26 protein-coding genes are annotated in these 24,502 nt (G+C 57.3%); 13 read left to right on the top strand and 13 right to left on the bottom strand.

What is annotated here, in order from left to right; all coding sequences use genetic code 11:
* The first annotated feature begins 148 nt into the window (after positions 1–148).
* Positions 149–607 (top strand): Lrp/AsnC family transcriptional regulator, encoded by a 459-nt coding sequence (locus K3556_RS13870; RefSeq protein ID WP_260517361.1) that lies wholly within the window; start codon positions 149–151, stop codon positions 605–607.
* Here K3556_RS13870 and K3556_RS13865 read toward each other — a convergent pair.
* The gene (locus K3556_RS13865) at positions 604–1,845 is read right to left on the bottom strand and encodes an MFS transporter (RefSeq protein WP_260517360.1); all 1,242 of its coding nucleotides are present in this window, start codon (positions 1,843–1,845) and stop codon (positions 604–606) included. The two genes, K3556_RS13870 and K3556_RS13865, sit on opposite strands and share 4 nt — an antisense overlap.
* Positions 1,846–1,943: 98 nt before the next feature.
* Here K3556_RS13865 and zapE point away from each other — a divergent pair, with 98 nt between their 5' ends.
* Positions 1,944–3,026 (top strand): cell division protein ZapE, encoded by a 1,083-nt coding sequence (gene zapE, locus K3556_RS13860; RefSeq protein WP_260517359.1) that lies wholly within the window; start codon positions 1,944–1,946, stop codon positions 3,024–3,026.
* A gap of 500 nt (positions 3,027–3,526) precedes the next feature.
* Here zapE and K3556_RS13855 read toward each other — a convergent pair whose 3' ends face one another.
* From K3556_RS13855 to K3556_RS13845, 3 genes are read right to left on the bottom strand one after another with little or no spacing between them, the layout of a single operon-like run.
* The gene (locus K3556_RS13855; RefSeq protein WP_260517358.1) at positions 3,527–4,801 is read right to left on the bottom strand and encodes a bifunctional folylpolyglutamate synthase/dihydrofolate synthase; all 1,275 of its coding nucleotides are present in this window, start codon (positions 4,799–4,801) and stop codon (positions 3,527–3,529) included.
* Positions 4,798–5,769 carry an acetyl-CoA carboxylase, carboxyltransferase subunit beta gene (gene accD / locus K3556_RS13850; protein WP_260517357.1) on the bottom strand — a complete coding sequence of 324 codons (972 nt, stop codon included), beginning with the start codon at positions 5,767–5,769 and terminating at the stop codon, positions 4,798–4,800. The genes K3556_RS13855 and accD overlap by 4 nt, the downstream gene beginning before the upstream one ends.
* 30 nt (positions 5,770–5,799) lie before the next feature.
* Positions 5,800–6,753 carry a CPBP family intramembrane glutamic endopeptidase gene (locus tag K3556_RS13845; protein ID WP_260517356.1) on the bottom strand — a complete coding sequence of 318 codons (954 nt, stop codon included), beginning with the start codon at positions 6,751–6,753 and terminating at the stop codon, positions 5,800–5,802.
* 131 nt (positions 6,754–6,884) lie between these two features.
* On the opposite strand from K3556_RS13845, the gene K3556_RS13840 reads away from it, so the two are divergent.
* From K3556_RS13840 to K3556_RS13810, 7 genes are all read left to right on the top strand, one after another.
* Positions 6,885–7,649 (top strand): hypothetical protein, encoded by a 765-nt coding sequence (locus K3556_RS13840; protein ID WP_260517355.1) that lies wholly within the window; start codon positions 6,885–6,887, stop codon positions 7,647–7,649.
* Positions 7,650–7,713: 64 nt separating this feature from the next.
* The gene (locus K3556_RS13835) at positions 7,714–8,487 is read left to right on the top strand and encodes a DUF6478 family protein (RefSeq protein ID WP_260517354.1); all 774 of its coding nucleotides are present in this window, start codon (positions 7,714–7,716) and stop codon (positions 8,485–8,487) included.
* Positions 8,488–8,516: 29 nt separating this feature from the next.
* On the top strand, positions 8,517–8,897 hold the full coding sequence (locus tag K3556_RS13830) for a hypothetical protein (RefSeq protein ID WP_260517353.1): 381 nt from the start codon (positions 8,517–8,519) through the stop codon (positions 8,895–8,897).
* A gap of 3 nt (positions 8,898–8,900) precedes the next feature.
* Positions 8,901–9,386: a DUF523 domain-containing protein gene (locus tag K3556_RS13825; protein WP_260517352.1), complete on the top strand. Its 486-nt coding sequence runs from the start codon at positions 8,901–8,903 to the stop codon at positions 9,384–9,386.
* Positions 9,387–9,468: 82 nt separating this feature from the next.
* Complete coding sequence (locus K3556_RS13820; protein ID WP_260517351.1) at positions 9,469–11,496, top strand: NADPH-dependent 2,4-dienoyl-CoA reductase; 2,028 nt, start codon at positions 9,469–9,471, stop codon at positions 11,494–11,496.
* 32 nt (positions 11,497–11,528) lie between these two features.
* Positions 11,529–12,449: an AEC family transporter gene (locus K3556_RS13815; RefSeq protein ID WP_260517350.1), complete on the top strand. Its 921-nt coding sequence runs from the start codon at positions 11,529–11,531 to the stop codon at positions 12,447–12,449.
* 132 nt (positions 12,450–12,581) lie between these two features.
* Positions 12,582–13,487 (top strand): LysR family transcriptional regulator, encoded by a 906-nt coding sequence (locus K3556_RS13810; protein ID WP_260517349.1) that lies wholly within the window; start codon positions 12,582–12,584, stop codon positions 13,485–13,487.
* A gap of 12 nt (positions 13,488–13,499) precedes the next feature.
* On the opposite strand, the gene K3556_RS13805 is transcribed toward K3556_RS13810, so the two are convergent.
* Genes K3556_RS13805 through K3556_RS13790 form a run of 4 tightly spaced genes read right to left on the bottom strand, consistent with a single transcriptional unit; the run spans position 13,500 to position 16,485 of the window.
* Positions 13,500–14,432: an OmpA family protein gene (locus K3556_RS13805; protein WP_260517348.1), complete on the bottom strand. Its 933-nt coding sequence runs from the start codon at positions 14,430–14,432 to the stop codon at positions 13,500–13,502.
* A gap of 5 nt (positions 14,433–14,437) precedes the next feature.
* Complete coding sequence (locus K3556_RS13800) at positions 14,438–14,971, bottom strand: peroxidase-related enzyme (protein WP_260519266.1); 534 nt, start codon at positions 14,969–14,971, stop codon at positions 14,438–14,440.
* A 57-nt stretch (positions 14,972–15,028) separates the two neighbouring features.
* Positions 15,029–15,760 carry a GNAT family N-acetyltransferase gene (locus K3556_RS13795; RefSeq protein ID WP_260517347.1) on the bottom strand — a complete coding sequence of 244 codons (732 nt, stop codon included), beginning with the start codon at positions 15,758–15,760 and terminating at the stop codon, positions 15,029–15,031.
* Positions 15,757–16,485 carry a competence/damage-inducible protein A gene (locus K3556_RS13790; protein WP_260517346.1) on the bottom strand — a complete coding sequence of 243 codons (729 nt, stop codon included), beginning with the start codon at positions 16,483–16,485 and terminating at the stop codon, positions 15,757–15,759. The genes K3556_RS13795 and K3556_RS13790 overlap by 4 nt, the downstream gene beginning before the upstream one ends.
* A gap of 38 nt (positions 16,486–16,523) precedes the next feature.
* Here K3556_RS13790 and sfsA point away from each other — a divergent pair, with 38 nt between their 5' ends.
* The 3 genes from sfsA (at position 16,524) to K3556_RS13775 (ending at position 19,398) form a co-directional block, all read left to right on the top strand.
* Positions 16,524–17,222, top strand: a complete 699-nt coding sequence (sfsA, locus tag K3556_RS13785) for a DNA/RNA nuclease SfsA (protein ID WP_260517345.1) — start codon at positions 16,524–16,526, stop codon at positions 17,220–17,222.
* 35 nt (positions 17,223–17,257) lie between these two features.
* A complete protein-coding gene (gene map / locus K3556_RS13780) occupies positions 17,258–18,106 on the top strand; it encodes a type I methionyl aminopeptidase (RefSeq protein WP_260517344.1) in 849 nt (282 codons plus the stop codon).
* Positions 18,107–18,339: 233 nt separating this feature from the next.
* Entirely contained in the window at positions 18,340–19,398 is a 1,059-nt protein-coding gene (locus K3556_RS13775) for a TRAP transporter substrate-binding protein (protein WP_260517343.1), read from the top strand.
* A gap of 57 nt (positions 19,399–19,455) precedes the next feature.
* Here the strand turns inward: K3556_RS13775 and rsmD are convergent, their stop codons facing one another.
* Positions 19,456–20,010: a 16S rRNA (guanine(966)-N(2))-methyltransferase RsmD gene (gene rsmD / locus K3556_RS13770; protein ID WP_260517342.1), complete on the bottom strand. Its 555-nt coding sequence runs from the start codon at positions 20,008–20,010 to the stop codon at positions 19,456–19,458.
* On the bottom strand, positions 20,007–21,215 hold the full coding sequence (locus tag K3556_RS13765) for an NAD(P)/FAD-dependent oxidoreductase (protein ID WP_260517341.1): 1,209 nt from the start codon (positions 21,213–21,215) through the stop codon (positions 20,007–20,009). The genes rsmD and K3556_RS13765 overlap by 4 nt, the downstream gene beginning before the upstream one ends.
* An 81-nt stretch (positions 21,216–21,296) precedes the next feature.
* On the opposite strand from K3556_RS13765, the gene K3556_RS13760 reads away from it, so the two are divergent.
* Complete coding sequence (locus tag K3556_RS13760; RefSeq protein ID WP_260517340.1) at positions 21,297–21,791, top strand: peroxiredoxin; 495 nt, start codon at positions 21,297–21,299, stop codon at positions 21,789–21,791.
* Between the two features lie 109 nt (positions 21,792–21,900).
* On the opposite strand, the gene K3556_RS13755 is transcribed toward K3556_RS13760, so the two are convergent.
* From K3556_RS13755 to K3556_RS13745, 3 genes are read right to left on the bottom strand one after another with little or no spacing between them, the layout of a single operon-like run.
* The gene (locus K3556_RS13755; RefSeq protein ID WP_260517339.1) at positions 21,901–23,088 is read right to left on the bottom strand and encodes a GNAT family N-acetyltransferase; all 1,188 of its coding nucleotides are present in this window, start codon (positions 23,086–23,088) and stop codon (positions 21,901–21,903) included.
* Between the two features lie 31 nt (positions 23,089–23,119).
* The gene (locus tag K3556_RS13750) at positions 23,120–23,887 is read right to left on the bottom strand and encodes a glycerophosphodiester phosphodiesterase family protein (RefSeq protein WP_260517338.1); all 768 of its coding nucleotides are present in this window, start codon (positions 23,885–23,887) and stop codon (positions 23,120–23,122) included.
* Positions 23,884–24,345, bottom strand: a complete 462-nt coding sequence (locus tag K3556_RS13745) for a RidA family protein (protein ID WP_260517337.1) — start codon at positions 24,343–24,345, stop codon at positions 23,884–23,886. Before K3556_RS13745 ends, K3556_RS13750 begins: the two co-directional genes overlap by 4 nt.
* Between the last annotated feature and the right edge of the window lie 157 nt (positions 24,346–24,502).

Raw genomic sequence — 24,502 nt, 5'->3', positions numbered from 1 at the left:
CTCAATCCCTGTTGGTGGGAAATGTTTCATAGGTTCAATATTGGCAGATGGCCTATGCAATTGCTTTGAAAAGATGTGGCGCAAGTGATAGGAAGCTTCGAAGAAAAAACGGTGTATTTCAAAACAGACGCAAGAAAGTTGTGAGAAAATGGAACTCGACAGCATAGACCGCCGTATCCTTAGGGCACTTCAGCGCACTGGCCGCATGTCCAATTCGGACCTGTCTGAAAAAATAAATCTGTCGCCTTCGGCCTGTCACCGCCGTGTGCAGCGGTTAGAGGCCGAAGGTTACATCCGCGATTACGTCGCCCTTTTGGATGCTCGGAAGATGGGATGTTCGTCGACCGTCTTTGTCGAGATTACCCTGTCCGGTCAGACAGACGAAGTCCTTGATGCATTTGAGCGCGAAGTTGCACTGATTCCTGACGTATTGGAATGTCACCTGATGGCCGGTTCAGCCGATTACATCCTGAAAGTGGTCGCACAAGACACCGAAGATTTCGCGCGCATCCACCGCCAGCATTTGGCACGCCTGCCGGGTGTTCAGGGGATGCAAAGCTCGTTTGCGCTGCGGACCGTGTTCAAAACAACGGCGCTGCCGGTCTAGGTTGCGCGCGCCGCCAGCGGTTGCTCTTTCACCGGCAAGTGAACGATGGCTGAAAACGCACCGACGCCGACGCCGATCCACCACACCATGGTATAGTCGCCAAACGCGTCATACATCCGCCCGCCCAACCAAACGCCCAGGAAACTGCCAAGTTGGTGCGAGAAAAAGACGATGCCGTAAAGCGTGCCCATATAGCGCAACCCATAGATATGCGCGACTAGCCCCGAGGTTAGCGGCACAGTCGCCAACCATAGCGAACCCATGGCGATCGAAAAGACAATCACCGATGTGGGCGTGATGGGCATTAGGATGAACAGCGCAGCGACCACGGTGCGCGCGGCATAGATTCCAGCCAAAAGGTATTTCTTGGAATAGGTCTTGCCCAAATAGCCCGCAAGCAGCGTGCCAGCGATATTGGCCAGCCCGATGAGCGAAATCGAGATCGCACCAAGCGCGGACGTGGTCGACACGCCGATCGAGGCCAACGTGCCGGATGGATCGATCGCGCCGCACATCTCGGTCACGAAGGCAGGGAAGTGCGCTGTGATAAAGGCCAGCTGATAACCGCAGGAAAAGAAGCCCAGAAAAATCAACGAAAAGCTAGGGTCACGCATCGCTTTGGTGAGTATCTGCCCCATGCTTTCCTCAAGCTCGGACTTCGAGGCGAGCGTTTCGGTTTTCATCAAAGGTAGCAGGGCCAGAGTTGCAAGGATCGCCGCCGCAAACATGATGAATACATTCTGCCACGACATGAAACCCAGCAGGTATTCTGCCAGCGGTGCGCCAAACACCTGACCCGCCGACCCTGCGGCGGTTGCAATGGCCAGTGCCATCGACCGGTTGTCATCGCTGGCTGCGCGCCCGACGACGGCTAGGATCACGCCAAATCCAGTGCCGGCGATACCGAAACCCACGGCAATTTCAAGCAACTGGTGCGCTTCTGGTGTGACCGCATAAGACGACGCGACAAGCCCCACGGCATAGATCAGTGCGCCCATGATAATCGCTTTTCTGTCGCCTATCTTCTCGGCGATAGCGCCAAAGATCGGTTGTCCGATCCCCCACGCCAAATTCTGGATCGCAATCGCCAACGAAAACTCGGCTCTGGGCCAGTTAAACTCGGTCGCAATAGGGATCTGAAACACCCCGAAGCTTGCGCGGATCGCGAAGCTGACAAGGATGATCAAACAGCCGGCCACAAGGACGGGCGTGATAAGGGGCGCGCGTGTCTCAGTCATCCGCGCACGTTCGGTGAAATCAACCAGATGGTCAATTCTTCGTTTATGATCTGCGACTTCACCTTTCCTTATGTGTGGAAGCGATTTATTCCTCGGCCATGACCAGTTTGATCGAGATCTACGAAGACCTAACCCAAAAGGGCGAGATTACCCGCGACCCGGCGCAAGAGGCATGCTTGCCCGCGCTGGAAGATATCCGCGTTCATTTGGAAACTGCGCCAGCGCGAAAGCGGGGAATCCTTGGCGGATTGTTTCACATCAAGCCAGAAGAGGTGCCGCAGGGCCTGTATCTTTGGGGCGGTGTTGGCCGGGGAAAATCCATGTTGATGGATCTGTTTGTCGACAGCCTGGAGATCACCGAGAAACGCCGCGTCCATTTTCACGCCTTCATGCAAGAGGTGCATGAAGGTATGGCTGCAGCCCGCAAGACGGGTGTTGATGACCCCCTTACGCCTGTTGCCGACAAGATTGCCGCCGATGTGCGTTTGTTTGCCTTTGACGAAATGCAGATCACCGACATCACCGACGCGATGCTGGTGGGGCGTCTTTTTGAGAAGCTGTTTGACGCGGGCGTTGTCGTCGTCACGACCTCAAACCGTCATCCGGACGAGCTTTACAAAGACGGGCTGAACCGTCAGCTGTTCTTGCCCTTCATCGCGCTGATCAAAGATCAGATGGTGGTGCATGAACTGATCAGTCCGAACGACTATCGACAAGACCGTTTGGCGGGTGAACAAGTGTATTTCACTCCTGCAGGTGCCGATGCCCGGCGCGCGATTGACGCGATCTGGGGTGATTTGACGGGCGCGCGCGCAGAGCCGCTGACCTTGACGGTAAAAGGGCGGGAAGTGGTGTTGCCTGCTTTTCACAATGGGGCCGCACGTGCTGGGTTTCATGACCTTTGCGGTGCGATGCTGGGGCCGGGGGACTATCTGACAATTGCCAATGCGGTGAAGCTTCTGGTGTTGGAAGACATCCCGCGCCTGAGCCGGTCCAACTTCAACGAAGCGAAGCGGTTCGTCACACTGATCGACTCGCTTTATGAAGCGAAGGTCAGGTTGATCGCGTCCGCAGCGGCCCAGCCAGAGATGCTGTATGTCGAGGGTGAAGGGTCGTTCGAGTTTGAGCGCACGGCGAGTCGCCTGCGCGAAATGCAGGACAAGGATTGGGGTGTGGAATAAAACGGGGCCGCCGTCGGCGACCCCAAGGTCTTGTCCTGCCCGCTTAACTTAGCGCGTTGCGACCAAAACCTGAACTCAACAACCCGCGCTTAGGGACAGCACATTTGGGCGCGGCTGGCGCGCCAGATGTCATGAACCTGTGCCGGAAGTGGGTGTGGCAAGGGCGGTCTCTGTTTCAAACACATTTGCGGGCAAGTTTGTGATCACAAACTGGATTGCCTGCTCCTGTGCCAACCGAAACATGAGACCCCCTGGTCAAAGGTACTGCTCGACAAGCCGTTCACTTATTGTGAACTTTACCTGAAGAATACCCTATTAGTAGTAGCTAACCACTTATTCTGTCAACATATTGTGGCGAATCATATGCCGATTCGCCAAACCCGAAAAAAGTGATTCTTTTCGGGGGGTTGGTGGATAAAGTGAATCCCTATACACGTATCTGTCGAAAATTAATTTGTGATCACGGCAGCTTTTTTGGCTTTGTCGCCGGTTAGAAAAGCTTATCCATTCGCCTTCAGAACCGATCCCGCCAAATACAGTGAACCGCAAATAAGGATGCGGCATTCAGGATCTGTTTTTTGGATCAAAGCAATCGCATCGGCAACTGACGACGCTTCTGTTGCCTCCATCCCTACATCTTTGGCTGCGCGGGCGGTGACATCTGCGGGCAGCGTGTTGGCCTCACCTGGAATGGACACCGCCGTCAGGCTGTCGGCCACTTTTGCAAGCGGGCGCAGATAGCCTGCGATGTCTTTGGTGTTCAACATACCGCAGATCAAATGGGTCGCGCGGGGTGGCATATCTGCCAACACCTTTGCCAAGGTTTCCCCCGCCGCAGGGTTATGCCCGCCATCCAGCCAAAGCTCGGCCCGTTCGGCGGCATCCACAAGTGGGCCGTGTCGCAAGCGCTGCATTCGGGCGGGCCATGTCACATCGCGCATCGCGGCCTCGCACGCGGCTTCGTCAAAGCCAAGGTGGCGCAGGGCGGCAATCGCGGCACCTGCATTTTCCAATTGGTGCGGACCGATCAGGGCGGGCATGGGCAGGTCCAGCAGACCGGTTTCGTCCTGAAAAATGAAACGCCCACGCTCTTCCCACATATGCCAATGCTGGCCATGAACCAAAAGCGGGCAACCCAGTTTGGCCGCGCGCGCCTCGATCACGTCAAGTGCTTCGTCGGGTTGCGGTCCAACAACGCAGGGCACACCACGTTTCAGAATGCCCGCCTTTTCACCAGCTATGGCGGCAAACGTGTCGCCCAAATACTGTGTGTGATCAATCGAGATCGGCGTGATGATGGTCAGCGCGGGTTTATCTACCACGTTCGTGGCATCCAACCGTCCACCCAGCCCGGTTTCCAGCAACGTGTAATCGGCAGGCGTTTCGACAAATGCCATCAGCGCAGCAACAGTCGTGATCTCAAAATAAGTGATCGTCTCGTCACCATTCGCGGCATAGGCGCGGTCGAGCACCTCGGTCAGGGCGGCTTCGCTGATCAACTCACCTGCCAGCCGGATACGTTCATGAAACCGCGCCAGATGTGGCGAGGTATAGGCGTGTACCTTTTTCCCGGCCCCCTCCAGCCCGGCGCGCAGCATCGCTTGGGTTGAGCCCTTGCCATTGGTGCCAGCCAGGTGGACCACCGGCGGAAGCTTGTCCTGCGGATCGCCGACGGCATGTAACAGCCGCCAGACCCGGTCCAGTGTCAGATCAATAATCTTTGGGTGAAGGGACATCATCCGTTCAAGGATGACGTCCGAGCCGGTTTTGCTCACGCTTTCTTGGCCTCGACCGCAGCAGTCTTGGGCTTGGCAGGGGCCGCGTTGGCGGTGTCATCTTCTTTGGGCGCTTCTACGACAGCCTCAGGCTTCGGAAGCTCGCCCCTTATCGCGGGGCCTTTGCCCAGCAGCATCCGCAGAATGGTGACCAGCTCGTCTTTCATGTCCTTGCGGTGGGTCACGCGATCCAGCATCCCATGATCCAGCAGGTATTCGGCGCGCTGGAACCCGTCTGGCAGTTTCTCGCGGATCGTCTGTTCGATCACACGCGGTCCCGCAAAACAGATCAGTGCGTTGGGTTCGGCGATATGTACATCGCCCAGCATGGCGTAGGACGCGGTGACACCGCCCGTGGTCGGATGGGTCAGAACAACAATGTAAGGCAGCCCGGCTTCTTTCAGCATCTGCACGGCAACAGTCGTGCGCGGCATTTGCATCAGGCTTAAAATGCCTTCCTGCATCCGTGCGCCACCGGCGGCTGAGAACAGGACCAGAGGCCGCTTGGCGACGACAGCGCGTTCGGCTGCCGCAATGATCGCGTTGCCCACGTACATGCCCATGGACCCGGCCATGAAACTGAAATCCTGCGCCGCGGCAACGATAGGGGTGCGCCCGATTTTACCTTCGGCCACAAGCATTGCTTCGCGTTCGCCGGTTTCCTTGCGCGCAGCCTTCATGCGTTCCGGGTATTTTTTCTGGTCTTTAAAATGCAACGGGTCGTCGACTGGGGCCGGTACGTCGACTTCGGTGAACACGCCGCCATCGAACAGCGCCTGAAACCGCTCGCGCGGTGTGATGTTCATATGGTGGTCGCAGTTTGTGCAGACGTTCAGGTTCTCGGCAAATTCGCGGTGAAACAGCATCGTTCCGCATTCCGCGCACTTGGTCCACAAGTTCTCGGGCACCTCGCGGCGCGAGAAAAGCGAGTTGATGCGTGGGCGCACGTAGTTCGAAATCCAGTTCATCGCCAGTCTTCCTTGGTCGTTTCGCCTTAACTAGTCCGCCTGTGCAGCATTTGCAATTGGCTGGTTGCGTTGCGTAAGCATCCACCACAGGACAAATGCGGCCAGCACGGTCCCGGTTTGCGACAAGATCGACCATGTCATATGCGCGCCTGTCAGGTCCATCTCAGTCAGGAACAAAGAAAAGCCGTCCAGCGATCCTTTGGTGCCGGAAAAGACCAACATGGCATTGTTGCCGAAGTGTAAACCGGCGGCCGCGCCGATGTTGCCTGTGCGGACGGTGACAATGGCAAGCAGGATCCCGATCACCGTCGTGTGGGTCACATAGAAAACGGCATTGAGGCCATAGGTCGCGGGATCGAAATGCAAAACCCCAAAGGCCAGTGATGGCAGGATTGCCCATATCCAGATTGATCGAAACCGCGCCCGCAGTTGCTGCAAGACATAGCCGCGAAACACCAGCTCCTCTGCGAAGATTTGCAACAAGACCAGCGCCAACGCTGGCACGATCAGAAGGGCCCAGCTGGCAAGGCTCATGGATTGCTGGGCTGGAATGTCGTCGCCAGCGGGCAGGAAAAGCGGTTGCACGAATTGCAATATGATGGCCGCGATGCTGATGCCTATAGCGACCAGCAACCCACGCCGGAAATGACGCCAATTGACCCGAAGGGCCGGACCAAAAAGGCTGCGAAACCCTCGTTTGTGAAGCGTTTTGACAGTGATCCAGAGGCCAAGATGATAGCCTAGGAAGGTCAGAAAAAATATCGCTGCTTTCGCGGGCGTTGAGGCGTCCAGAATAGCGGCCGGGTCAGTATGCAGAAGTTTGGCGCCGATAATGAAAATGACGAATGTAGCAGCAAAGAACACGGCGTGGATAACGATAAAGCCAACAACAGTGCGCCAGAGCTGAATGCGCGGGTAGGCGGGCGTCCAGAAACTTGCTGTTGCGATGTTGCTGTCGGGATTGGGGGATTGTGACAATGACATACCTGACTCTTAAACACTTCGCCTTTATGATGGGCGTGATCTGACGGATGGACAACCGGGAATACTTAATTGCATCCTAGGATTTGCTTTGTATGTGCCCGGAAGCTGCTGCGCCGGGTTTGGGGGGTATAATGAGTCGACTGCGTATTAGCCGCCAAATTGGTGTTTGGCGTGTGGGAGTGACATTGGGAATTTTGCTTGGTTTAACCGGCTGTCTGGGCGGCAATCGGGAAACCGGCCCCAATATGTCAGACAGCCCGATTTTTTCGGCAGAGCGTGCGACGCCGCGCGCAGATTTGGTACGTCAGAAATCTGTCATGGGTGGCTCGGTGACAATCGCCACACCGAAAGGGTTCTGTATCGACACAACTTCGTACCAAGACACCCCTTCCGGTGCCTTCGTTCCGATCGGAGCCTGCGCTGCTTTAACGAAAGACCCAGGCGACCCCAAACCCAAAAAGCCAGCATTTTTGACCGCGACAGTTCTTCCTATGCCCGTACAGGCCACGGTATTGCCCAACGACCCGGATGCCCGCATGCGCGAAGCCCGCGCATTCATCCAAAGCGAAAAGGGGCGCGCAACGCTTAGCCGGGTTGGCGACGCGACCACCGTCACCCTGCTGGACACAAAATCTGCTGCAAATGTGCTTTATGTGCAGGTGAAAGACACTGCGGATGGGCTGCCTTCGGCACTGTCAAACACGACCTGGCGGGCATTTTTCGAGGTGAATGGCCAGCTTGTGACAGCAAGTGCCACCGCATTCGCCGATCAACCCTTCGGTCAGGGCAAAGGGTATCAGCTTTTGACCGAATTTGTCGCGGCAATCCGCAAAGCAAACCCCGGCGCGAAAAGCGGCGGCGGACTCAAAGCCCTGCTAGGCGGTTTGCGCAATTGAACCTATTCTGTTTTAAGAATGAAAACCGACAGGCAGGCGAATCTCAGCAGGGCAAATACACAGCATGGTGCGACGTGTGAACGGTATCCTTGATCAATGGCGACAACGCCGCGCGTTGCAGCGCTGGCAGTCGGCCTTGCACCACGCCGAAACCCTTGATCTGGCATCGCTGCGCGCAGTGCGCAGTAGCGCCCGCCAAATGCGCCAGACACTGGACCGTGTGCTTCATGTTGCGGATGGCCGCCTTACATTGCCTTTGATCGGTTCAGACGCCATTCAAAAGCCGCTGCATAGCGACTGGGCGTATCGCCCCGAATTGTGGCGCGGCCCGCTGTCGCCTCCGGGGAAATCTGCAGTGGAAAGTAAGACAACATTTGGCAGCGAGGTGACTGTGTTTCACGACTGTCGGGTTTCAGAACTTACCGTCCGCCAGATACGCAACACACGCGAAAGCGATTTGGCACCGTTCGGCCTTCGCATGGATGTTTTTGGATTTGATGGTTCGTTCTTGTCACTGGTGATCGAGCTGCCGCAATCAGCGGTCGACGGCTTGAAGCGCAACCACTTGGTGCGGCTGACGGCGTTGGTCGAAATGGAAAAGCCGTTAGAAGTGTTTGCCCGACTTAACATCCAGCACGGCCCGAACACCGAACAGATCGTCCGCACGTTGCCGACGTCAGAGGCCGAGACTTTTGTTGAGTTCGACCTTGCTTACACCAATCTGAACGAAAAACGGGTTGACCGGATGTGGGTTGATTTGGTTCTTGAGAACCCTGAAATGAGCCAGGTGATCCTTCGCGATGTCAACTTCAGCCGACGCCCGCGGGCCGAAGTTTGATCCCGAGTTGACCTGAAAAGGAGCGTTACGTGACGAAACTTCAACTTGTTAAGGCGCGCATACAGGCGGGCATTTGGGAAGGCGTCCTGACAAGTTCTGACGCGAAAGACACGCTTCCAGCACTTGAGGTTACGCATCTTTCCCAGCCCATCGACGGGGTGACGGTCAAACCGAACCCGGATCAGGCTGGCGCGTTCTTCGTCAAAGTGCCGATCCCGGTGGACGCCCTGACAGACGGTGTCCAGACATTTGTGATTTCTGAGAAAGACAGCGGCACAATGCTTGACACGTTCTCGATTGTAACGGGGCAGCCGCTCGAGACTGATATACGAGCCGAAGTCGACCTGCTGCGCGAGGAGCTTGATATGCTCAAACACGCGTTTCGTCGCCATTGCATGGAAACGAGCTAGGTCATGTCTCGGCTTTTGGTCAGTGCCTGTCTGATGGGACAAATGGTGCGCTATGACGGCAGGGCCAAGATACTGATACACAAAAGCCTCGCAAGATGGAGCGCCGATGGTCGTGTGGTTCCGTTCTGCCCCGAATTGGCCGGTGGGCTTTCCGTGCCACGGCAGTCCGCCGAGATTGAACCGGGTTATGATGGCAATGATGTTCTGGCAGGGCGCGCCAAGGTCGTCGACAGTGAAGGTGCCGATGTCACTGAGGCCTTCGTGTTCGGCGCACGGCTGGCCATTGATCTGGCGCGAGATCGTGATTGCACCCACGCCCTGCTGACAGAAGCAAGCCCGTCTTGCGGATCGTCACAGCTTTACAGTGGCCATCATGACGGCACGCGGCGGGATGGGTTCGGTGTCACCACTGCTGCGTTGCGTTCTGCGGGGATTGACGTCTTTGCGCCCTCCCAGATTGAATCGCTGGCTGCGCATTGCGCGTGGTAAACTGTGTCGGTTACGCAGCGTTTTGAATGACAGCGTCTGTGACCTCGTCCAGATTTGCTGCACATAACAGGAGACCCCCAGCATGACCAGCTATCCAACCCTTCTTTCCCCACTCGATCTGGGCTTCACTACGCTGAAAAACCGCGTTCTGATGGGGTCCATGCATACCGGGCTGGAGGAACGCGGTGACTGGCCACGTGTGGCCGAGTTCTATGCCGAGCGCGCCCGAGGCGGGGCTGCTCTGATCGTTACCGGCGGCATGTCTCCGAACCCTGAAGGCGGGGTGTATCCCGGCGCGGCTGGGCTGTTCTCGGATCAAGACATTACCAACCACCGCATTGTCACGGACCGCGTCCATGCCGAAGGCGGCAAGATCGCAATGCAAATCCTGCATGCAGGGCGCTATGCCTATGGGCCGGATTGTGTCTCGGCCAGTGCGGTCAAATCGCCGATTTCGCCGTTCCCACCGAAAGAGCTGGACGAGGATGGCATTCAGAAACAGATCGGTGATTTCGCCACCGCGGCTGCCCGCGCCAAAGAGGCTGGGTATGACGGGGTCGAAGTCATGGGGTCGGAAGGCTATTTCCTGAACCAGTTCCTTGTTACCCACACCAACAAGCGCGAAGACCGCTGGGGCGGCTCCTATGAAAACCGGATGCGCCTGCCTATCGAAGTGGTGAAAGCCGTGCGCGCCGCTGTCGGGCCAGAGTTCATCATTATCTATCGTCTGTCGATGATAGACCTTATTCCCAACGGCTCGACATTTGACGAGGTTGTGCAACTGGCGAAAGAGGTCGAGAAGGCCGGTGCCACCATCATCAACACAGGCATTGGATGGCATGAAGCCCGGATACCGACCATTGCAACCTCTGTGCCGCGCGCTGCGTTTACGTGGGTCACGAAGAAGCTGATGGGGCAGGTCTCGCTGCCGATCATCACCTCGAACCGGATCAACCATCCCGATGTGGCCGAAGACGTTCTGGCAGGTGGCGCGGCAGATATGGTGTCGATGGCGCGGCCCTTCTTGGCCGACCCGGAATTCGTGGCGAAAGCGGCCGAAGGTCGCGCGGGCGACATCGCCCCGTGTATCGCCTGCAACCAAGCCTGTCTCGATCACACCTTCGGCGGCAAAATCTCTACCTGCCTCGTAAACCCGCGCGCCTGTTACGAGACCGAATTACGCTATGAGATGACGGACACTCCGAAATCTATCGCGATCGTGGGCGCAGGCCCGGCGGGTCTGTCCACCGCGCTGGTGGCGGATGAGCGCGGCCACAAGGTCACGCTGTTTGACCGCGCCGATCAGGTCGGCGGACAGCTGAATATGGCGAAGAAAGTCCCCGGCAAAGAAGAATTCATCGGGCTGGTCGATTGGTATGACCGGCAGGTCGCGGCATCAGATATTGATCTGCAATTGGGGAAAGAAGTTACGGCGGATGATCTGGACGGGTTTGACGAGGTGATCATCGCCACCGGCGTGACACCTCGCGATCCCGGTATCGAAGGGCAGGGATCAGCCAAGGTGTTGTCCTATATTGACGTGCTCCGCCACGATGCGCCTGTGGGCAATCGTGTCGCGATCATCGGTGCAGGCGGTATTGGCTTCGACGTGGCAGAATTCCTGACGCAAGCTGGTGACAGCCCGACCGAACATCTTGAGCAGTGGCTGGCCGAATGGGGTGTTGCCGATCCTGCTGACGCACGCGGCGGTCTGTCGCCGAATGGCCCGAAGCCCGAAGCCCCCGCCCGCCACGTCACCCTGATGCAGCGCAAAGCCAAGGCGCTGGGCAAGGGGCTCGGCAAGACCACCGGGTGGATCCACCGGGCAACCCTGAAGATGAAGGGCGTCGAGATGGTGGGCGGCGTGAACTACGAACGCATCACCGACGACGGTCTGATGGTCTCGACCGGCGAGGCGCGCGAGAACCCGCGTCTGGTCGAAGTCGACAACATTATCATGTGTGCCGGTCAAATCAGCAATCGAACCCTTGCAGATGCGCTTGAAGCACGCGGGAAGTCTCCGCATGTGATTGGCGGCGCAGATGTAGCGGCAGAGCTTGACGCCAAACGGGCTATCGACCAAGGATCGCGCTTGGCGGCCTCTCTCTGATTTGATCCCGGGGCAATCGCCTCGGAGGTCACATGGTTTTCATTGCTGTCTTTGCAGGTCTTCTGCCCAGCTTCCTTCTTGTGGGGCTGGGAGGGCTTCTTCGCAAGCGTCTGTCTGAAAACGCATGGCAGGGTCTGGATCGTCTGAACTTCGAGATCCTGTTTCCGGCCCTTCTGTTCGTCGCTGCGGCAAGCCGGCCCATCGACATCGGAAAGTTGGCGGTCATGGCGCCCGTGGTCTGGTCGATACTGGCGGTTGGCTTGGCGCTCAGTTGGCTGGCGCGCCCGGCAGGACCCGAAAAATTCCTCGATTTTGCGGGGGCGTGGCAGGTTGGATGGCGGTTTAACACAGCCCTTGGCCTGGTCGCGGTTGAACTGTTGACCCGTGGTGGCGCTGGTGAAATGGCTGTGGCAGTCGGCATGGGCGTGCCGGTTGCAAATCTCTTTGCAGTGTCTGCCTTATCCCGCGGCGGTGCGCTTGGGTTCGGGGCGACGGTTGCGAAGGTTGCCTTGAACCCGTTTTTACTGGCCAGCCTCGGCGGCGTTGTGTTTGGCGTGATGGGCTGGCGCTTGCCCACCCCAATCATGGCCCCGATCGAAATGCTCGCGCGAGCCGCCATCCCCATCGCGCTTCTGTCAATCGGTGCGACGATGAACTGGGGCGCATTGGCGCGGCTGGACCGCTTCAATGGGGCCATCTGTGCGATAAAATTGGTGGCGCTGCCTGTGTTTGCTCTGGGCGTCAGCTTGGCGCTGTCGCTTGATCCAGCCATTGCATCCGTGCTGGTTGTGTTTGCGGCACTTCCGACGGCGTCTGCGGCACATGTGTTGGCATCCGCATTCGGGGCGAACCGAAATCTGGTCGCAACACTGATCGCGCAGACAACTTTGTTGGCCGCTGTCACATTGCCAATTTGGATTAGTATCGCAGAGTTAATCTTTTCAACACGATAGCAGGCGGTCGCCGTTTCCAGACGCTAAACGATCCCCACAATTACCCCCGTATTGTCGGCTGTTGATCACAGTCTTGCCCCAATTCACACGGATATAGGAAGGCACTGGGGTGAACTTGTTGGAAAGAGTGACATGGATCGACTGACCGAAATGGAAGCCTTCGCCACCGTTGTGGATCAAGGAGGTTTCACAGATGCTGCCAAGAAAATGGGAATCTCGAAATCCGCGGTGTCCAAACATGTGTCCAGCCTAGAGGCACGGCTTGGTGCGCGACTTCTGAACCGTACAACGCGGCGGGTCAGCCCGACCGAAATCGGCCTTGCCTATTACGACCGCGCACGCCGTGTCTTGAACGACGCGGGCGAGGCAGATGCCCTAGTCACATCGATGCAATCTGCACCGTCTGGAATTCTGCGAATTTCGGTCGCGACTGATTTTGGCGTGAACCACCTGAGTCCGGTTTTGGGTGAGTTTCTGCATGATTTCCCCGACGTGCATGTGAACATGGATCTGGCCAACCGTTATGTAGAGTTGATCTCAGAAGGATTCGACATGGCGATCCGTGTAGGTGAGCTTGAAGACAGCTCGCTGCGCGCACGCAAGATTTCGACGACCACGCGCAGAATGGTCGGCAGCCCCGAATATTTCGAGCAGTATGGACGCCCCACCCGCATTGACGATCTGAACGAACACAAGCTTTTACATTACTCGAACCAAAGCTCGGGCAATGTCTGGAAAGTACCCGCCCCGTCGGGCGAGGTGCGTCAGGTCCGCTCGGCCGGGTGGCTAAGCGTGAATGATGGGCAATCCTTGTTGAATGCCGCCATTTCCGGCCTTGGGATCGCCTATCTGCCAAGCTTCCTTTACGCTGATGCGTTGGAGCAAGGCTTGGTGATCGACGCGATCCCTGACCTGCCACAGGATGTTGAAGGCATTTATGCCGTCTATCCGCCAGGTCGGTTCACTCAGCCTAAAGTGCGGGCGTTCATTGACTTTTTGGTCCATGCCTTTGCGGATAAAGGGCCAGATAACTGGTAACTTAACCTGCGCCTAATTGGTGCTGGTTAAGACGGCTTCGACTCGTCGGTTTAACTCGCGACCCTCTGGGGTTAGGTTCGCGGCAAGTGGCATCAAATAGCCCACGCCCTGCGCGGCAAGCTGTGCAGGGTTTACGCCGTAAAGCTTGATCAGGCTGTCCTTCACAGACGCCGCCCGTTTGCGTGACAGTGCTACGTTTCCGTCAAGGCTGCCCTCGGCATCCGTGTGGCCCACCAAAATAATCTGCCGATCCGGGTTCTGTGCCAGATACTTTGCCAACTCAGCCAGAATGGGGACATCTTCTTCGGTCAGTTGCGACGATCCGGTTGCGAAACGTAACCCGCTGAGGACCGTGCGCCCGTTGGTCTCCAATTGCGTGCCCAAAGGACCAGATGGCACAGCGCGTTCTGTCACGGTGGGTCGCGCCCGCGGGACTGCAGCATTCGTCGCAGAACTGCCCGCCGGGCTGACCTGCAGTAACTCAATGAATGCAGCCTCTTTCGATCGACTAACCAAGAAGCTTGCGAACTCGTCGCCTTTGCGCGCGCTTAGGTAGTGGTAGTCGCCTAGATCCACATACATATCCGGCGCGTTAAAATACCCAACCTCGAAGCGGAAATCGTAACCCCCGCAGGACACGGATTGGCACTGCAACAAAATGTCAAAACCGTCCGTAATCATCTGATCGCGCAAGCTAACAAGAACCTGAAAACTGGTTTGACTGGTGCCGTCCACTTTCCAGGCTTGCCGAAGGACCTGCCCTTCGGCGGCAATGGTGGGCACGCTGTCGCCATCGAAACGCGCGATAGCGAGGGTTGCGCGACCTGTTGATTGCGTATCATCGGCACGCAGTTTTGCGCCAGCTGGCAGATCAAGCGCGCCAGCAATCAGCGGAGCGCTTGCAAAGGATGCTGCCAGGATCGCCGGTCGGAAAATACGAACCATTCGGATCACCGATGTTGAGCGTGATACGCGTCATTGGGTTTCATGCCGACAGCCGAGGCCATGCGATTGGACATCGAGAAGAAGCCGACCGTGGCGGCGATGTCCCAGATATCCTTGTCTGAGAAACCTGCCTGCCGCAGCGCGTCTCGATCGACTTCCGCTGTTTCAGCGGACGCTTTTGTGACCTTCTCGGCAAAGGTCAACATGGCGTGCTGGCGGGCATCCAGATCTGCCATGCGCCAATTCATCACCATCGCCTCGCCCAGCATCGGGTTGCCGGACAAAGCGCGCACAGCTGCGCCATGCGCCACCTGACAATACCAACACCGATTGATCGAACTGACCACAACCGCGATCATCTCGCGCTCCAGCTTCGACAAGCCGCTGTCGCCAAGCATAAGATCATTATACATGGCTGAAAAAGCGCGCAGTTTTTCCATGTCGAACGCGTAGGCCTTCAACACGTTGGGCACCATTCCCAACTTCTCGTCGCAGATATCAAAATAGGTCTGAATGTCTTCGGGCAGCGGGTCGACCATCGGCAGGTCAAGCGCGGTCACGCTTTTATCTTCGTGCTTCAATTTCGGTTTCCCCCCTTACTGCGGCTTGGTGCGATAATGGTAGTGCCCGACAAGGTGCATCCCAATATTGGCATAAAGCGGATTGGCAGCGTGGTTGCCCTGGGTCACGATCAGGGCCACATATTTCGCGCCCTGCGCTTTTGCCCACACAGCGGCTTGTTTTAGAAGGTTCACACCGGTGCCTTGGCGACGCAGTTCCTTGTCGACATGCAAGGCGTGAACCATGGCAATCTCGTCATGCAGGCCCACAAAGCCTACGCCCGCCGGGGTATCATCGGTGCGGGCCAGAAGCCCGGTTTTCGGGCAATTCGCACGCTCCATCACGGCGCGGCGCGCATCACCGATACCGCCTGCATCCCACAATTCGTGCATGATCGACAATGTCGGCCAGATCGAGAATGCCGAAACGGGTGGCGGGGCGTTTTTGGTCAGTTCGTCAACGCCGATGACCCAGAAGTTCACCGGGTCGATGATGTGATAGCCGTGCTTTTCCAGCATATCGTCCAAATGTTCGTCGCCATGCCGGATTTGAAACAGCGGGTCCATGCCCAGTTCGCGCATCGCTTTTTCGGCGACCGGCAAATCGGCTTCGGTGGTTGGCCAGTTCTCGGTTGCGGCCGAGACGCGGTTGCCACCACCCGCGCCATCGCGGATGACCCATGCGCCGATGCGCTTTGTTTCGGCTGGCGGCCAAGTCGCTTCACAGGCCTCGATGATCTGGTCTCCACTGGGAAGGTCTTTTTTCATGTGTCCTCCGGAAAAAGCTGGGCAAGGGTTTGGGCCGCAGCATCAAGCTGGTCGGCGTTCGTCCCTCGAATGACGATGTTGGCGCCAAACACGCCGTTTTGGATAAACGGGTAAGACCCGAAACTGAGGTCGGCATGGGCGTTTGCCAGCTTGCCAAGCGGGCCAGCAATATCGCCTTCGCCACGCTCGATGCGCACAGAAACAGATTGCAACGGAGCGCCTCCGGTCAGACCAGCCAGAACACTGTCGACCATTGCCTTGAAAACAGACGGAACGCCCGCCATCACGTGGACGTTTTCCAACGTAAAGCCCGGCGCGATCGACACAGGGTTGTCAATCAGCGTTGCGCGGTCCGGGATACGGGCCATCCGTTGGCGCGCTTCGTTAAAATCATGACCTTGTTTCGCGTAATGGGTGGCCAGCAGGTCACGCGCATCGTCGCGAATATCGATGTGGTCATCGAAGGCGCGTGCGATGCAATCGGCGGTGATGTCATCGTGGGTTGGGCCGATACCGCCCGAGGTGAAAACATGATCATAGGCCGAGGAAAGGTCTTTGACAGCAGTTTCAATCGCCGGGGCATCGTCCGATACGACGCGCACTTCCTTCAGATCGATCCCGCATTCGGTAAGCTTGCCCGCGAGGTGATGCATGTTCGCATCCCTTGTCCGGCCAGACAAAATCTCGTCTCCGATGACCAACATGGCTGCTGTCGGGTTGGGCATAACTTGCTCCTTTCCTTCTTCCGGTATAGGCCCGCATTATGGAATTTCCCAGCCCTCTTGTGCCCGCAACGCTCATTCGCCGCTATAAACGTTTTCTGGCGGATTGCCTGTTGGATGACGGTCGCGAAGTGACAGCGCATTGTGCCAATCCCGGTTCCATGATGGGGTTGGCGCAGCCGGGCACAAAGATCTGGTTAGAGCCCAATGACGATCCCAAAAAGAAGCTGAAATTCGGGTGGCGATTGGTTGACCATGAAAATGGGCATTTCACCGGGGTCGATACCTCGGTTCCGAACCGCGCGTTGCGCGCAGCCCTCGAAGGTCGTCTGATCGGCGGTTTGGGGGACTATCACACCGTCCAGCCCGAGGTTCGATACGGCGAGAACAGCCGTATCGACTTCCTGCTTGAAGGTTCCGGGCTGACCTATGTCGAGGTGAAGTCAGTAACCCTTTGCCGTCAAACTGGCTTGGCCGAGTTTCCAGACAGTATAACGGCCCGTGGCACCAAGCATCTGGGCGAGCTTGCCGACATGGTCGGGCAAGGGCATCGCGCGGTGATGTTATACCTTGTGCAGCGCACGGATTGTGACCGGTTCGACCTCGCACGAGATATCGACCCGACATACGCCGCCGCTTTCAGCGCCGCGCGCGAAGCCGGGGTTGAAGCCATCGTATTGGGCACCCGGATCAGCCCAGACGGCATCGAAGTCGCGGCCCCTCTGGAGTCTTTGGTCTGAACACCCTATCTAGGGGCGAAGAAGAGGACCAAACCATGGACGACACCATGCGCGTGACCAAAGAAGGCATCCGCCTATACGATACTTCCGACTTTGCAGGGATGCATGCGGCTGGCCGATTGGCGGCTGACATTTTGGACCGGATCGCACCGATGGTGCAACCGGGGGCCACAACCGCGCAACTTGACGCGGCCATCGAGGCGATGGTGGATGAAGCGGGCGCAGTATCCGCGACCATCGGCTACAAAGGTTACAAACATGCGTCCTGTATTTCGCTGAACCATGTTGTGTGTCACGGCATTCCCGGTTCAAAAACACCGAAGGGCAAGAACGAGAAGTCTTTACGCCAACATGACGAGCTGATCGACGGTGACATTCTGAATGTTGATGTGACGGTGATTGTCGATGGTTGGTATGGTGATACAAGCCGGATGTATAAGGTCGGCACGCTTAAACCTTTTGCTGAGCGCTTGATTCAAGTGACCCATGACGCCCTGATGAAAGGGATCGAGGCCGTCCGCCCCGGCAATACTTTCGGGGATATCGGCCACGCAATTCAGGCCCATGTGGAAAGCCAACGCATGTCTGTTGTGCGCGATTTCTGTGGGCACGGTCTGGGTCAGGTGTTCCACGCCCCGCCCAATGTCCTGCATTATGGTCGTCCCGGATCAGGTCCGGTGTTGGAAGAAGGGATGTTCTTCACGATCGAGCCAATGGTCAATCTGGGCCGCCCTGAAACCAAGATACTGGCGGATGACTGGACCGCGATCACCCGTGACAAGTCGTTGTCGGCGCAATTTGAACATTCGGTTGGTGTCACGTCAGACGGCTGCGATATTTTCACCCTTTCGCCAGCTGGAAAGTTCCACCCAACCTGGGTTTGATCGCGCTGGTTGACTTAGGGGAAACTTTTGACGTTTCTCCCCCTTGTCCGGGAAATATCCTTTTGAATTCAGGGCTTTTTCGCCACCGATTTCCCTAGCTCAGTAATTGCAGCCTTTGGATGTTGCACTTGCAGAAAGCCGTGCATAGGTTCTCCTTGCTGCCCCACAAGAGGTGGGTCGGCTTCCGCGACACTCATGCGCGGCGGACTGCAAGGAACAACGGAGGGTGTCCAATGACCCACTTCCGCACTTTCACCCCGAAATCTATCATCACATCGCTGACCGCAGCCGCGGCCCTTGCGATTTCTGCCAGCACGGCGGCCGCTGAAGAAGTGACCCTTCGCTTCCAGCATTTTGTTTCGCCTTTGTCTGCGAACCCAACCTACTTCATGGCCCCGTGGGCCGATAAGATCGAGAAGGATTCAGGAGGTCGCATCAAGGTCGAACTATATCCGGCCATGCAGTTGGGTGGTAAAGCCACCAGCCAATATGACCTGATCCGCGATGGAGCGATTGACGGCGGCTGGGTCATCCCCGGCTATCAACCCGGTCGTTTCCCCGAAGCTGAAGCGATGGAGCTTCCCTTCATGGTCACCAAGTCGGGTGAAGAAGCGTCGAAAGCCGCGTGGGTTTATACTCAGAAATACCTGATGGATGACTTTGCGGACGTGAAGGTGATCGCCGCCCATATGCACGGGCGCGGGATCGTTCACAAGAAAGGCGGTCCGATCGCGACGGTCGAGGACTTTGATGGCCTGAAATTGCGTGGCCCATCGCGCACGTCGACCCTTCTTCTGGATAAGCTTGGCGCCTCGCCAGTTGGCATGCCCGTGCCCGCCTTTCCCGAGGCTCTGGCAAAGGGTGTGGTCGACGGAGGGGTGATCACTTGGGAAATGTCGCCTTCCTTAAAACTGAACGAACTAACGGACAGCCACACTGATGTCGCGGGCGATAAGTCACTTTATAACCTCTATTTCATCTGGGCGATGAACAAGGATGTGTACGAGGGGCTGCCGGACGACCTGAAGGCTGTGATTGACGCGAACTCGGGGTTCTATGCCTCGGCCCTGGCTGGCCGCGCGCACGACACCGGTGACGTGGTGGGCCGCGAGAAGATGGCGGCAGATGGCAATGTCATCGCTGAGCTGTCGGAAGATGAGACCGCCAAGATCCGCGTTCTGGGTGACGAAGTTATCGCCGAGTGGGTCGAGGATATGAACGGCAAAGGTCTGAATGGCGCTGCAATGGTCGAAGATGCACGCGCGGCGGTTGCAGTTACACGGGCACAGTAAGCTCGTAAAGATCACACGAAGGGCCGCCCCTAGGGGTGGCCCTTTTTGATTTGCGGGTCACCCGTGTTTCAGGATTGATATGACCGTATCCCCATATCGCCGCGTATCGAGCAGCTCGAACCCATCTGGCAGAGTGATCGGTGCACTGTCCTCCCAGACGACCAGCGCATCCGGGGCGATCCAGCCGCCTTTGATGGCGGCGTCCAGCGCCTTCTCTCCCAAGCCCTTGCCGTAAGGAGGGTCCAGAAACACCAGGTTATGGGGTTGGCCTTCGGGAAGTCGGGTCGCATCACGCTTCACCACGGTCACCTCATCAACGCACCGGCATTTCGCGACATTCGCGCGGATTAATGACATGGCCTTGCGCCCATCATCGACAAACGTGACGTGATCGGCGCCGCGCGACAGGGCCTCCAACCCCAGCGCGCCAGTTCCGGCAAACAGGTCCAGAACGCGCGCGCCCTCAATCGGGTCGCCAAACCGTCCACCGGACAGCATAGAAAACAGACTTTCGCGCACGCGATCCGTTGTGGGTCGAAGATGCGCACCAGCGTCACCTTTGCCGACACTGGCCAGCGCCAGTCCACGAAATCGTCCGGCGATGATCCTCATTTCAGCAGCGGCTTAAGATCGGCGTCAGCGTCCGCGATAATCGCCTTGTCAGGTGATTTGCCGCCTTCGATCAGGCGTTTGCCGATCATGTAGGCGCGCGGATCGTTCATCGCGTCGACCGCCAGCAAAGTGTCGCCCTGATAGTACCAAAAACTCCTGCTGCCTTCTTTATCACCACGACGCGTTACCACATTATCATAACCTGTGTTCAGCCCAGCGATTTGCAGTTTTACGTCATACTGGTCTGACCAGAACCACGGCGTGGCGACGTAATTGATGTTTTCGCCCATCATGTTGCGGGCCACCACTTCGGCCTGATCAATGGCATTTGGGACGCTTTCAAGACGAATGCGGGTGCCGCGATAGGGGAAGGATGCGCAATCCCCTGCCGCCCAGATCGCGGGATCGGACGTGCGGCCGTGTGCGTCGGTTTTGATCCCGTTGTCGAACTCAAGCCCGGCGGCTTCTGCCAAAGCGGTGCCCGGCGCGATGCCAACGCCGACAATGGCGAAATCCACTTCAAGCGTGGTGCCGTCAGACAGGATGGCCCCAGTCACGTGCCCGTCGCCGGTCAGACGATCCAGCCCAACGCCTTCACGAATTTCGACGCCATGGGCCGCGTGCAGAGCGCGGAAATAGTCCGAGGTTTCGGGTGCCGCCACACGCTGTAGAATGCGGTCGGCCATCTCGACCAAAGTGACGTGCAGACCCTTCTTTGCAGCGACGGCAGCGGCCTCCAGCCCGATATAGCCGCCGCCGATGATCAACACACGGCGACCTTGTGAAAACTCGGTCGCCATTTGGTCGATATCTTCAAGCGTGCGAACAACATGCACGCCGTTCAGTGTGCCTCCGATTGCAGCGGGCAGGCGGCGGGGTACGGACCCGGTGGTCAGCGCCAGTTGATCGTAAGAAATGCGTTCGTCGCCGATCTCCACCTGACGGTTTGCGGGATCGATCGCGTCCACATGGGTGCCAAGGCGCAAGGTGATGTCATTTTCCGCGTAGAAGCTTTCCGGGCGCAGATACAGACGCTCCAGCGCCATATCGCCCAGCAGATAAGCTTTTGACAGCGGGGGGCGTTGATATGGCGGAGCGATTTCGGCGCCAATCAGCGTGATCTCGCCCTCGAAACCCGAGTTGCGAAGTTTGGCGACCAAAGATGAACCGGCTTGTCCGGCACCGATGACAACAATGTGAGACATGTTGGGTTTCCATTCCTACTGACCTGACGCGGTTTGCAGACTATGACTAGTGCTAGGAGAAACACAATCAGGATGTCTAAAATGAGTATTTCAGTTGGAGATAAACTGCCGGGCGCGACGGTGTTAAGGATGGGTGCCAATGGGCCAGAAACTGTCGAGCTTTCGACACTGACCGATGGGCGCAAAGTCGTGATTTTCGCACTGCCCGGTGCCTATACCGGCACTTGCACAACCGCCCATGTACCAAGCTTCATGCGCACCAAACCTGAGTTTGACAAAAAGGGCGTGGATGAAATCATTTGCTTGTCAGTCAATGACCCCTTTGTTATGCAGGCATGGGGCGAAAGCACAGGTGCCGCAGCGGCCGGTATTACGATGCTGGGAGACGCCGAAGGCGCGTTTACCAATGCCGTTGGTATGGCGTTTAACGCCCCCCCTGCTGGATTGATCAACCGTTCGCGCCGTTATGCGCTCTATGCCGAAGATGGCGTGGTTAAAGTTCTTAACGCAGAGGAAAGCCCGGGCGTGTGTGAAACATCGGGTGGCGAGGCGTTGCTGGCAGATATGTCTGCCTAAAGCGTTTCGAGAAAAACCTGCGACACCGGTTTTTGGCGAAGCGCGCGAAACGCTGAAATGTTGAACGGCGTTTCGAATGATCCCTGTCGCAGGTTTAATTCGAAACGCTTTAATCGCCTTCTTCGATGATCGTTTTACGAAAGGGGCCGTAGGAGGTGAGGATATTGATATCCCCCTCGACGGCCTCTTTTTCGGCGGTCAGGAATTGTTCGACCGCATCGCGAAATCCCGGTTCCGCAATCCAGTGCAGTGAATGCGTAGTGACGGGCAGATATCCACGGGCAAGTTTGTGTTCGCCCTGCGCGCCCGCTTCGACCCCTTGCAGACCGTTTGCAATCGCGAAGTCGATTGCCTGATAATAACAAAGCTCGAAATGCAGGCAGGGGTGGTGCTCTAGCGCCCCCCAATAGCGTCCGAACAAAGTCTCGCGCCCGATGACATTTAGTGCGCCGGCGACCGGATGATCGTCACGCACGGCAAGGACAAGCAACAAATCATCACGCATCGTGTCATGGATTTCGTCAAAGAACGCGCGGCTCAGATAGGGGCGCCCCCATTTGCGTGCCCCGGTGTCCTGATAAAACTCCCAGAACATGTCCCAGTGGCCCGGTCGGATGTCGTCACCAGTCAGGGTCAGGATTTCACCACCAAACCCCTGTGCTTGCTTGCGTTCCCGTCGTATCTGCTTGCGCTTTCGCGAACTCAAGTGATCAAGAAAACTGTCGAAATTGTCGTAGCCTTGGTTCGCCCAGTGAAACTGTTGGCCGATCCGGTGAAGCAGACCCATCTGCACGCCTGCATGTGCTTCTTCTTCGGTGCAGAACGTGACATGTGCCGAGCTGAGGCCGTTCTCGGCTGCGATTTGTACCATCCCTTGCACAAGTCCGGCGCGACCGATGGTCTCATAACCCGGCTTCGTTAGAAGGCGCCGACCGGTGACCGGCGTAAACGGGACAGCAAGCTGCAATTTGGGATAGTACCGCCCGCCCGCTCGTTCATAGGCGTCCGCCCAACTGTGATCGAAAACATATTCGCCCTGACTGTGAGATTTTCCATATACCGGTGCGACGGCAACTATCTGCCCGTCGGCTTGCAAGGTCAGGTAATGTGGCTGCCACCCGGTGCGTTCGCCAACGCTGGCCGAATTTTCCAGCGCCAGCAAAAACCGATGCGTCGTGAACGGGTCGATGGGTCGGCCACCGTCGGATGCCTCGGGGCAGGCGCACGCGTCCCAATCCCCGGGCGCTATGTTGGCAAGGGTGTGGTGCGTATGGATAGCGATCTGAGTGTCCGTCACCGGAGCATTGGACCTAACACGAGCGGCACGGTCAAGCCGGATACCCTTCGAAGGTGATATTGTCGGCAATCTTGCGCGCTTCGATTTCATCTTCTTTTGATTTGACGGTCCAACACAGAATTGGAACACCCTGTGCCTTCAGGCGCGCTACAGCCGGGTTGTGAAGGTCGCTGGCGTCGTGGCTGATAAAACTAGCGCCGACGCGCTCGAAATCAGGGATATTTCTGAGGTATCTACGCGTCGCTGCCGGGATGAGGGGGTTGTCTTCTTGCAAGAACGCCTCTGTCGTCAAACCCAGTGCACGCCCGCTGTCGTGGGCCGCAAAGGCTGCCACCGAGTGTGGGTTGAAAGACATCACCGCCACGTCACCGTCATACCCGGCGAGCGCTTCGGCTGTCGCCTTCTCAAGTGCGCCAGTGCGGGGACCCATCGCGCCGTCTTGGTCTTTCATTTCGACCAGCACCGGAACACGTCCAGCGACGATTTTTAAAACCTCGGCAAAGGTGGGAACGCCCTCGTCGCCATGTTTCAGCGTCATGTTCCCCAATTCGACTGATGAACGTTGTTGGATTGGTCCAGTTTCGCCAATCAGACGCCGAAGGTCATAGTCGTGAAAGACCATAGCTTCGGCATCCTTGGACAGCTGCAAGTCAATCTCGATCCCGTATCCGGCAGAGATTGCCGCGTGGATGGCAGCGCGCGAGTTTTCCGGGCGGCCTGCTGTCACATCGTGAAGCGCACGATGGGCAATCGGGCGCTTCAAAAAACTTTCGGGCAGTGAGATTGGCAGGATGGTCATTTAATCTCAAAAATGCCTTCAATCTCGACCGCGACGCCAAAGGGCAAGCTGGCGGCTGACACGGCAGAGCGTGCATGTCGCCCTGCGTCACCAAGCGCTTCAACCATGAAGTCCGAGGCCCCGTTGATCACTTTAGGTTGATCCCCAAAGTCACTGGTCGAGTTGACAAAGCCAACCAGTTTTACCACCCGCTGAAGTCGATCCAGATCACCACCACACGCTGCCTTGACCTGCGCAAGCAGGCTGATCGCACAATTACGCGCCGCCTGGGCGCCGTCTTCGGCGGTCATGTTTTCACCCAACTTACCAATTAGAAACTTTCCGTCCTTCGTCGAGATCTGGCCTGAAACATGCACAAGGTTGCCGACCTGCACATAAGGAACATAGTTGGCAGCGGGGGCGGGGGCGTCGGGTAAAGTTACACCGAGCTCCGCCAGCCGGGTCTCATATTTGCTCATCTCGCGTCCTTCTCAGCTGATCCTGCCCGCCTCGCGGGTCTTTTCGGACGCTAACTTGCCATCAGTTGGCTGAAAAGGGTGAAAGCGCTTTAACAAGGGCAAACATTCGCCTTTTGCGGCTTAATACTAGCGCGGGACCGTGTCGAAAGAATGTGGG

Origin of the sequence: Aliiroseovarius sp. M344, from assembly GCF_025140835.1 — a bacterium.
Taxonomy (GTDB): Bacteria; Pseudomonadota; Alphaproteobacteria; order Rhodobacterales; family Rhodobacteraceae; genus Aliiroseovarius.
The sequence above is the reverse complement of the archived record's forward strand: the minus strand, read 5'-3'. Positions and strand labels throughout refer to the sequence as shown.

What these genes read in the sequence shown, in the direction of transcription:
- K3556_RS13870 (WP_260517361.1), top strand. Translation starts at nt 149, where the DNA reads ATGGAACTCGACAGCATAGACCGCCGTATCCTTAGGGCACTTCAGCGC.
- K3556_RS13865 (WP_260517360.1), bottom strand. Translation starts at nt 1,845, where the DNA reads ATGACTGAGACACGCGCGCCCCTTATCACGCCCGTCCTTGTGGCCGGC.
- zapE (WP_260517359.1), top strand. Translation starts at nt 1,944, where the DNA reads ATGACCAGTTTGATCGAGATCTACGAAGACCTAACCCAAAAGGGCGAG.
- accD (WP_260517357.1), bottom strand. Translation starts at nt 5,769, where the DNA reads ATGAACTGGATTTCGAACTACGTGCGCCCACGCATCAACTCGCTTTTC.
- K3556_RS13845 (WP_260517356.1), bottom strand. Translation starts at nt 6,753, where the DNA reads ATGTCATTGTCACAATCCCCCAATCCCGACAGCAACATCGCAACAGCA.
- K3556_RS13840 (WP_260517355.1), top strand. Translation starts at nt 6,885, where the DNA reads ATGAGTCGACTGCGTATTAGCCGCCAAATTGGTGTTTGGCGTGTGGGA.
- K3556_RS13835 (WP_260517354.1), top strand. Translation starts at nt 7,714, where the DNA reads ATGGTGCGACGTGTGAACGGTATCCTTGATCAATGGCGACAACGCCGC.
- K3556_RS13825 (WP_260517352.1), top strand. Translation starts at nt 8,901, where the DNA reads ATGTCTCGGCTTTTGGTCAGTGCCTGTCTGATGGGACAAATGGTGCGC.
- K3556_RS13820 (WP_260517351.1), top strand. Translation starts at nt 9,469, where the DNA reads ATGACCAGCTATCCAACCCTTCTTTCCCCACTCGATCTGGGCTTCACT.
- K3556_RS13815 (WP_260517350.1), top strand. Translation starts at nt 11,529, where the DNA reads ATGGTTTTCATTGCTGTCTTTGCAGGTCTTCTGCCCAGCTTCCTTCTT.
- K3556_RS13810 (WP_260517349.1), top strand. Translation starts at nt 12,582, where the DNA reads ATGGATCGACTGACCGAAATGGAAGCCTTCGCCACCGTTGTGGATCAA.
- K3556_RS13805 (WP_260517348.1), bottom strand. Translation starts at nt 14,432, where the DNA reads ATGGTTCGTATTTTCCGACCGGCGATCCTGGCAGCATCCTTTGCAAGC.
- K3556_RS13800 (WP_260519266.1), bottom strand. Translation starts at nt 14,971, where the DNA reads ATGGTCGACCCGCTGCCCGAAGACATTCAGACCTATTTTGATATCTGC.
- K3556_RS13795 (WP_260517347.1), bottom strand. Translation starts at nt 15,760, where the DNA reads ATGAAAAAAGACCTTCCCAGTGGAGACCAGATCATCGAGGCCTGTGAA.
- K3556_RS13790 (WP_260517346.1), bottom strand. Translation starts at nt 16,485, where the DNA reads ATGCCCAACCCGACAGCAGCCATGTTGGTCATCGGAGACGAGATTTTG.
- sfsA (WP_260517345.1), top strand. Translation starts at nt 16,524, where the DNA reads ATGGAATTTCCCAGCCCTCTTGTGCCCGCAACGCTCATTCGCCGCTAT.
- map (WP_260517344.1), top strand. Translation starts at nt 17,258, where the DNA reads ATGGACGACACCATGCGCGTGACCAAAGAAGGCATCCGCCTATACGAT.
- K3556_RS13775 (WP_260517343.1), top strand. Translation starts at nt 18,340, where the DNA reads ATGACCCACTTCCGCACTTTCACCCCGAAATCTATCATCACATCGCTG.
- rsmD (WP_260517342.1), bottom strand. Translation starts at nt 20,010, where the DNA reads ATGAGGATCATCGCCGGACGATTTCGTGGACTGGCGCTGGCCAGTGTC.
- K3556_RS13765 (WP_260517341.1), bottom strand. Translation starts at nt 21,215, where the DNA reads ATGTCTCACATTGTTGTCATCGGTGCCGGACAAGCCGGTTCATCTTTG.
- K3556_RS13760 (WP_260517340.1), top strand. Translation starts at nt 21,297, where the DNA reads ATGAGTATTTCAGTTGGAGATAAACTGCCGGGCGCGACGGTGTTAAGG.
- K3556_RS13750 (WP_260517338.1), bottom strand. Translation starts at nt 23,887, where the DNA reads ATGACCATCCTGCCAATCTCACTGCCCGAAAGTTTTTTGAAGCGCCCG.
- K3556_RS13745 (WP_260517337.1), bottom strand. Translation starts at nt 24,345, where the DNA reads ATGAGCAAATATGAGACCCGGCTGGCGGAGCTCGGTGTAACTTTACCC.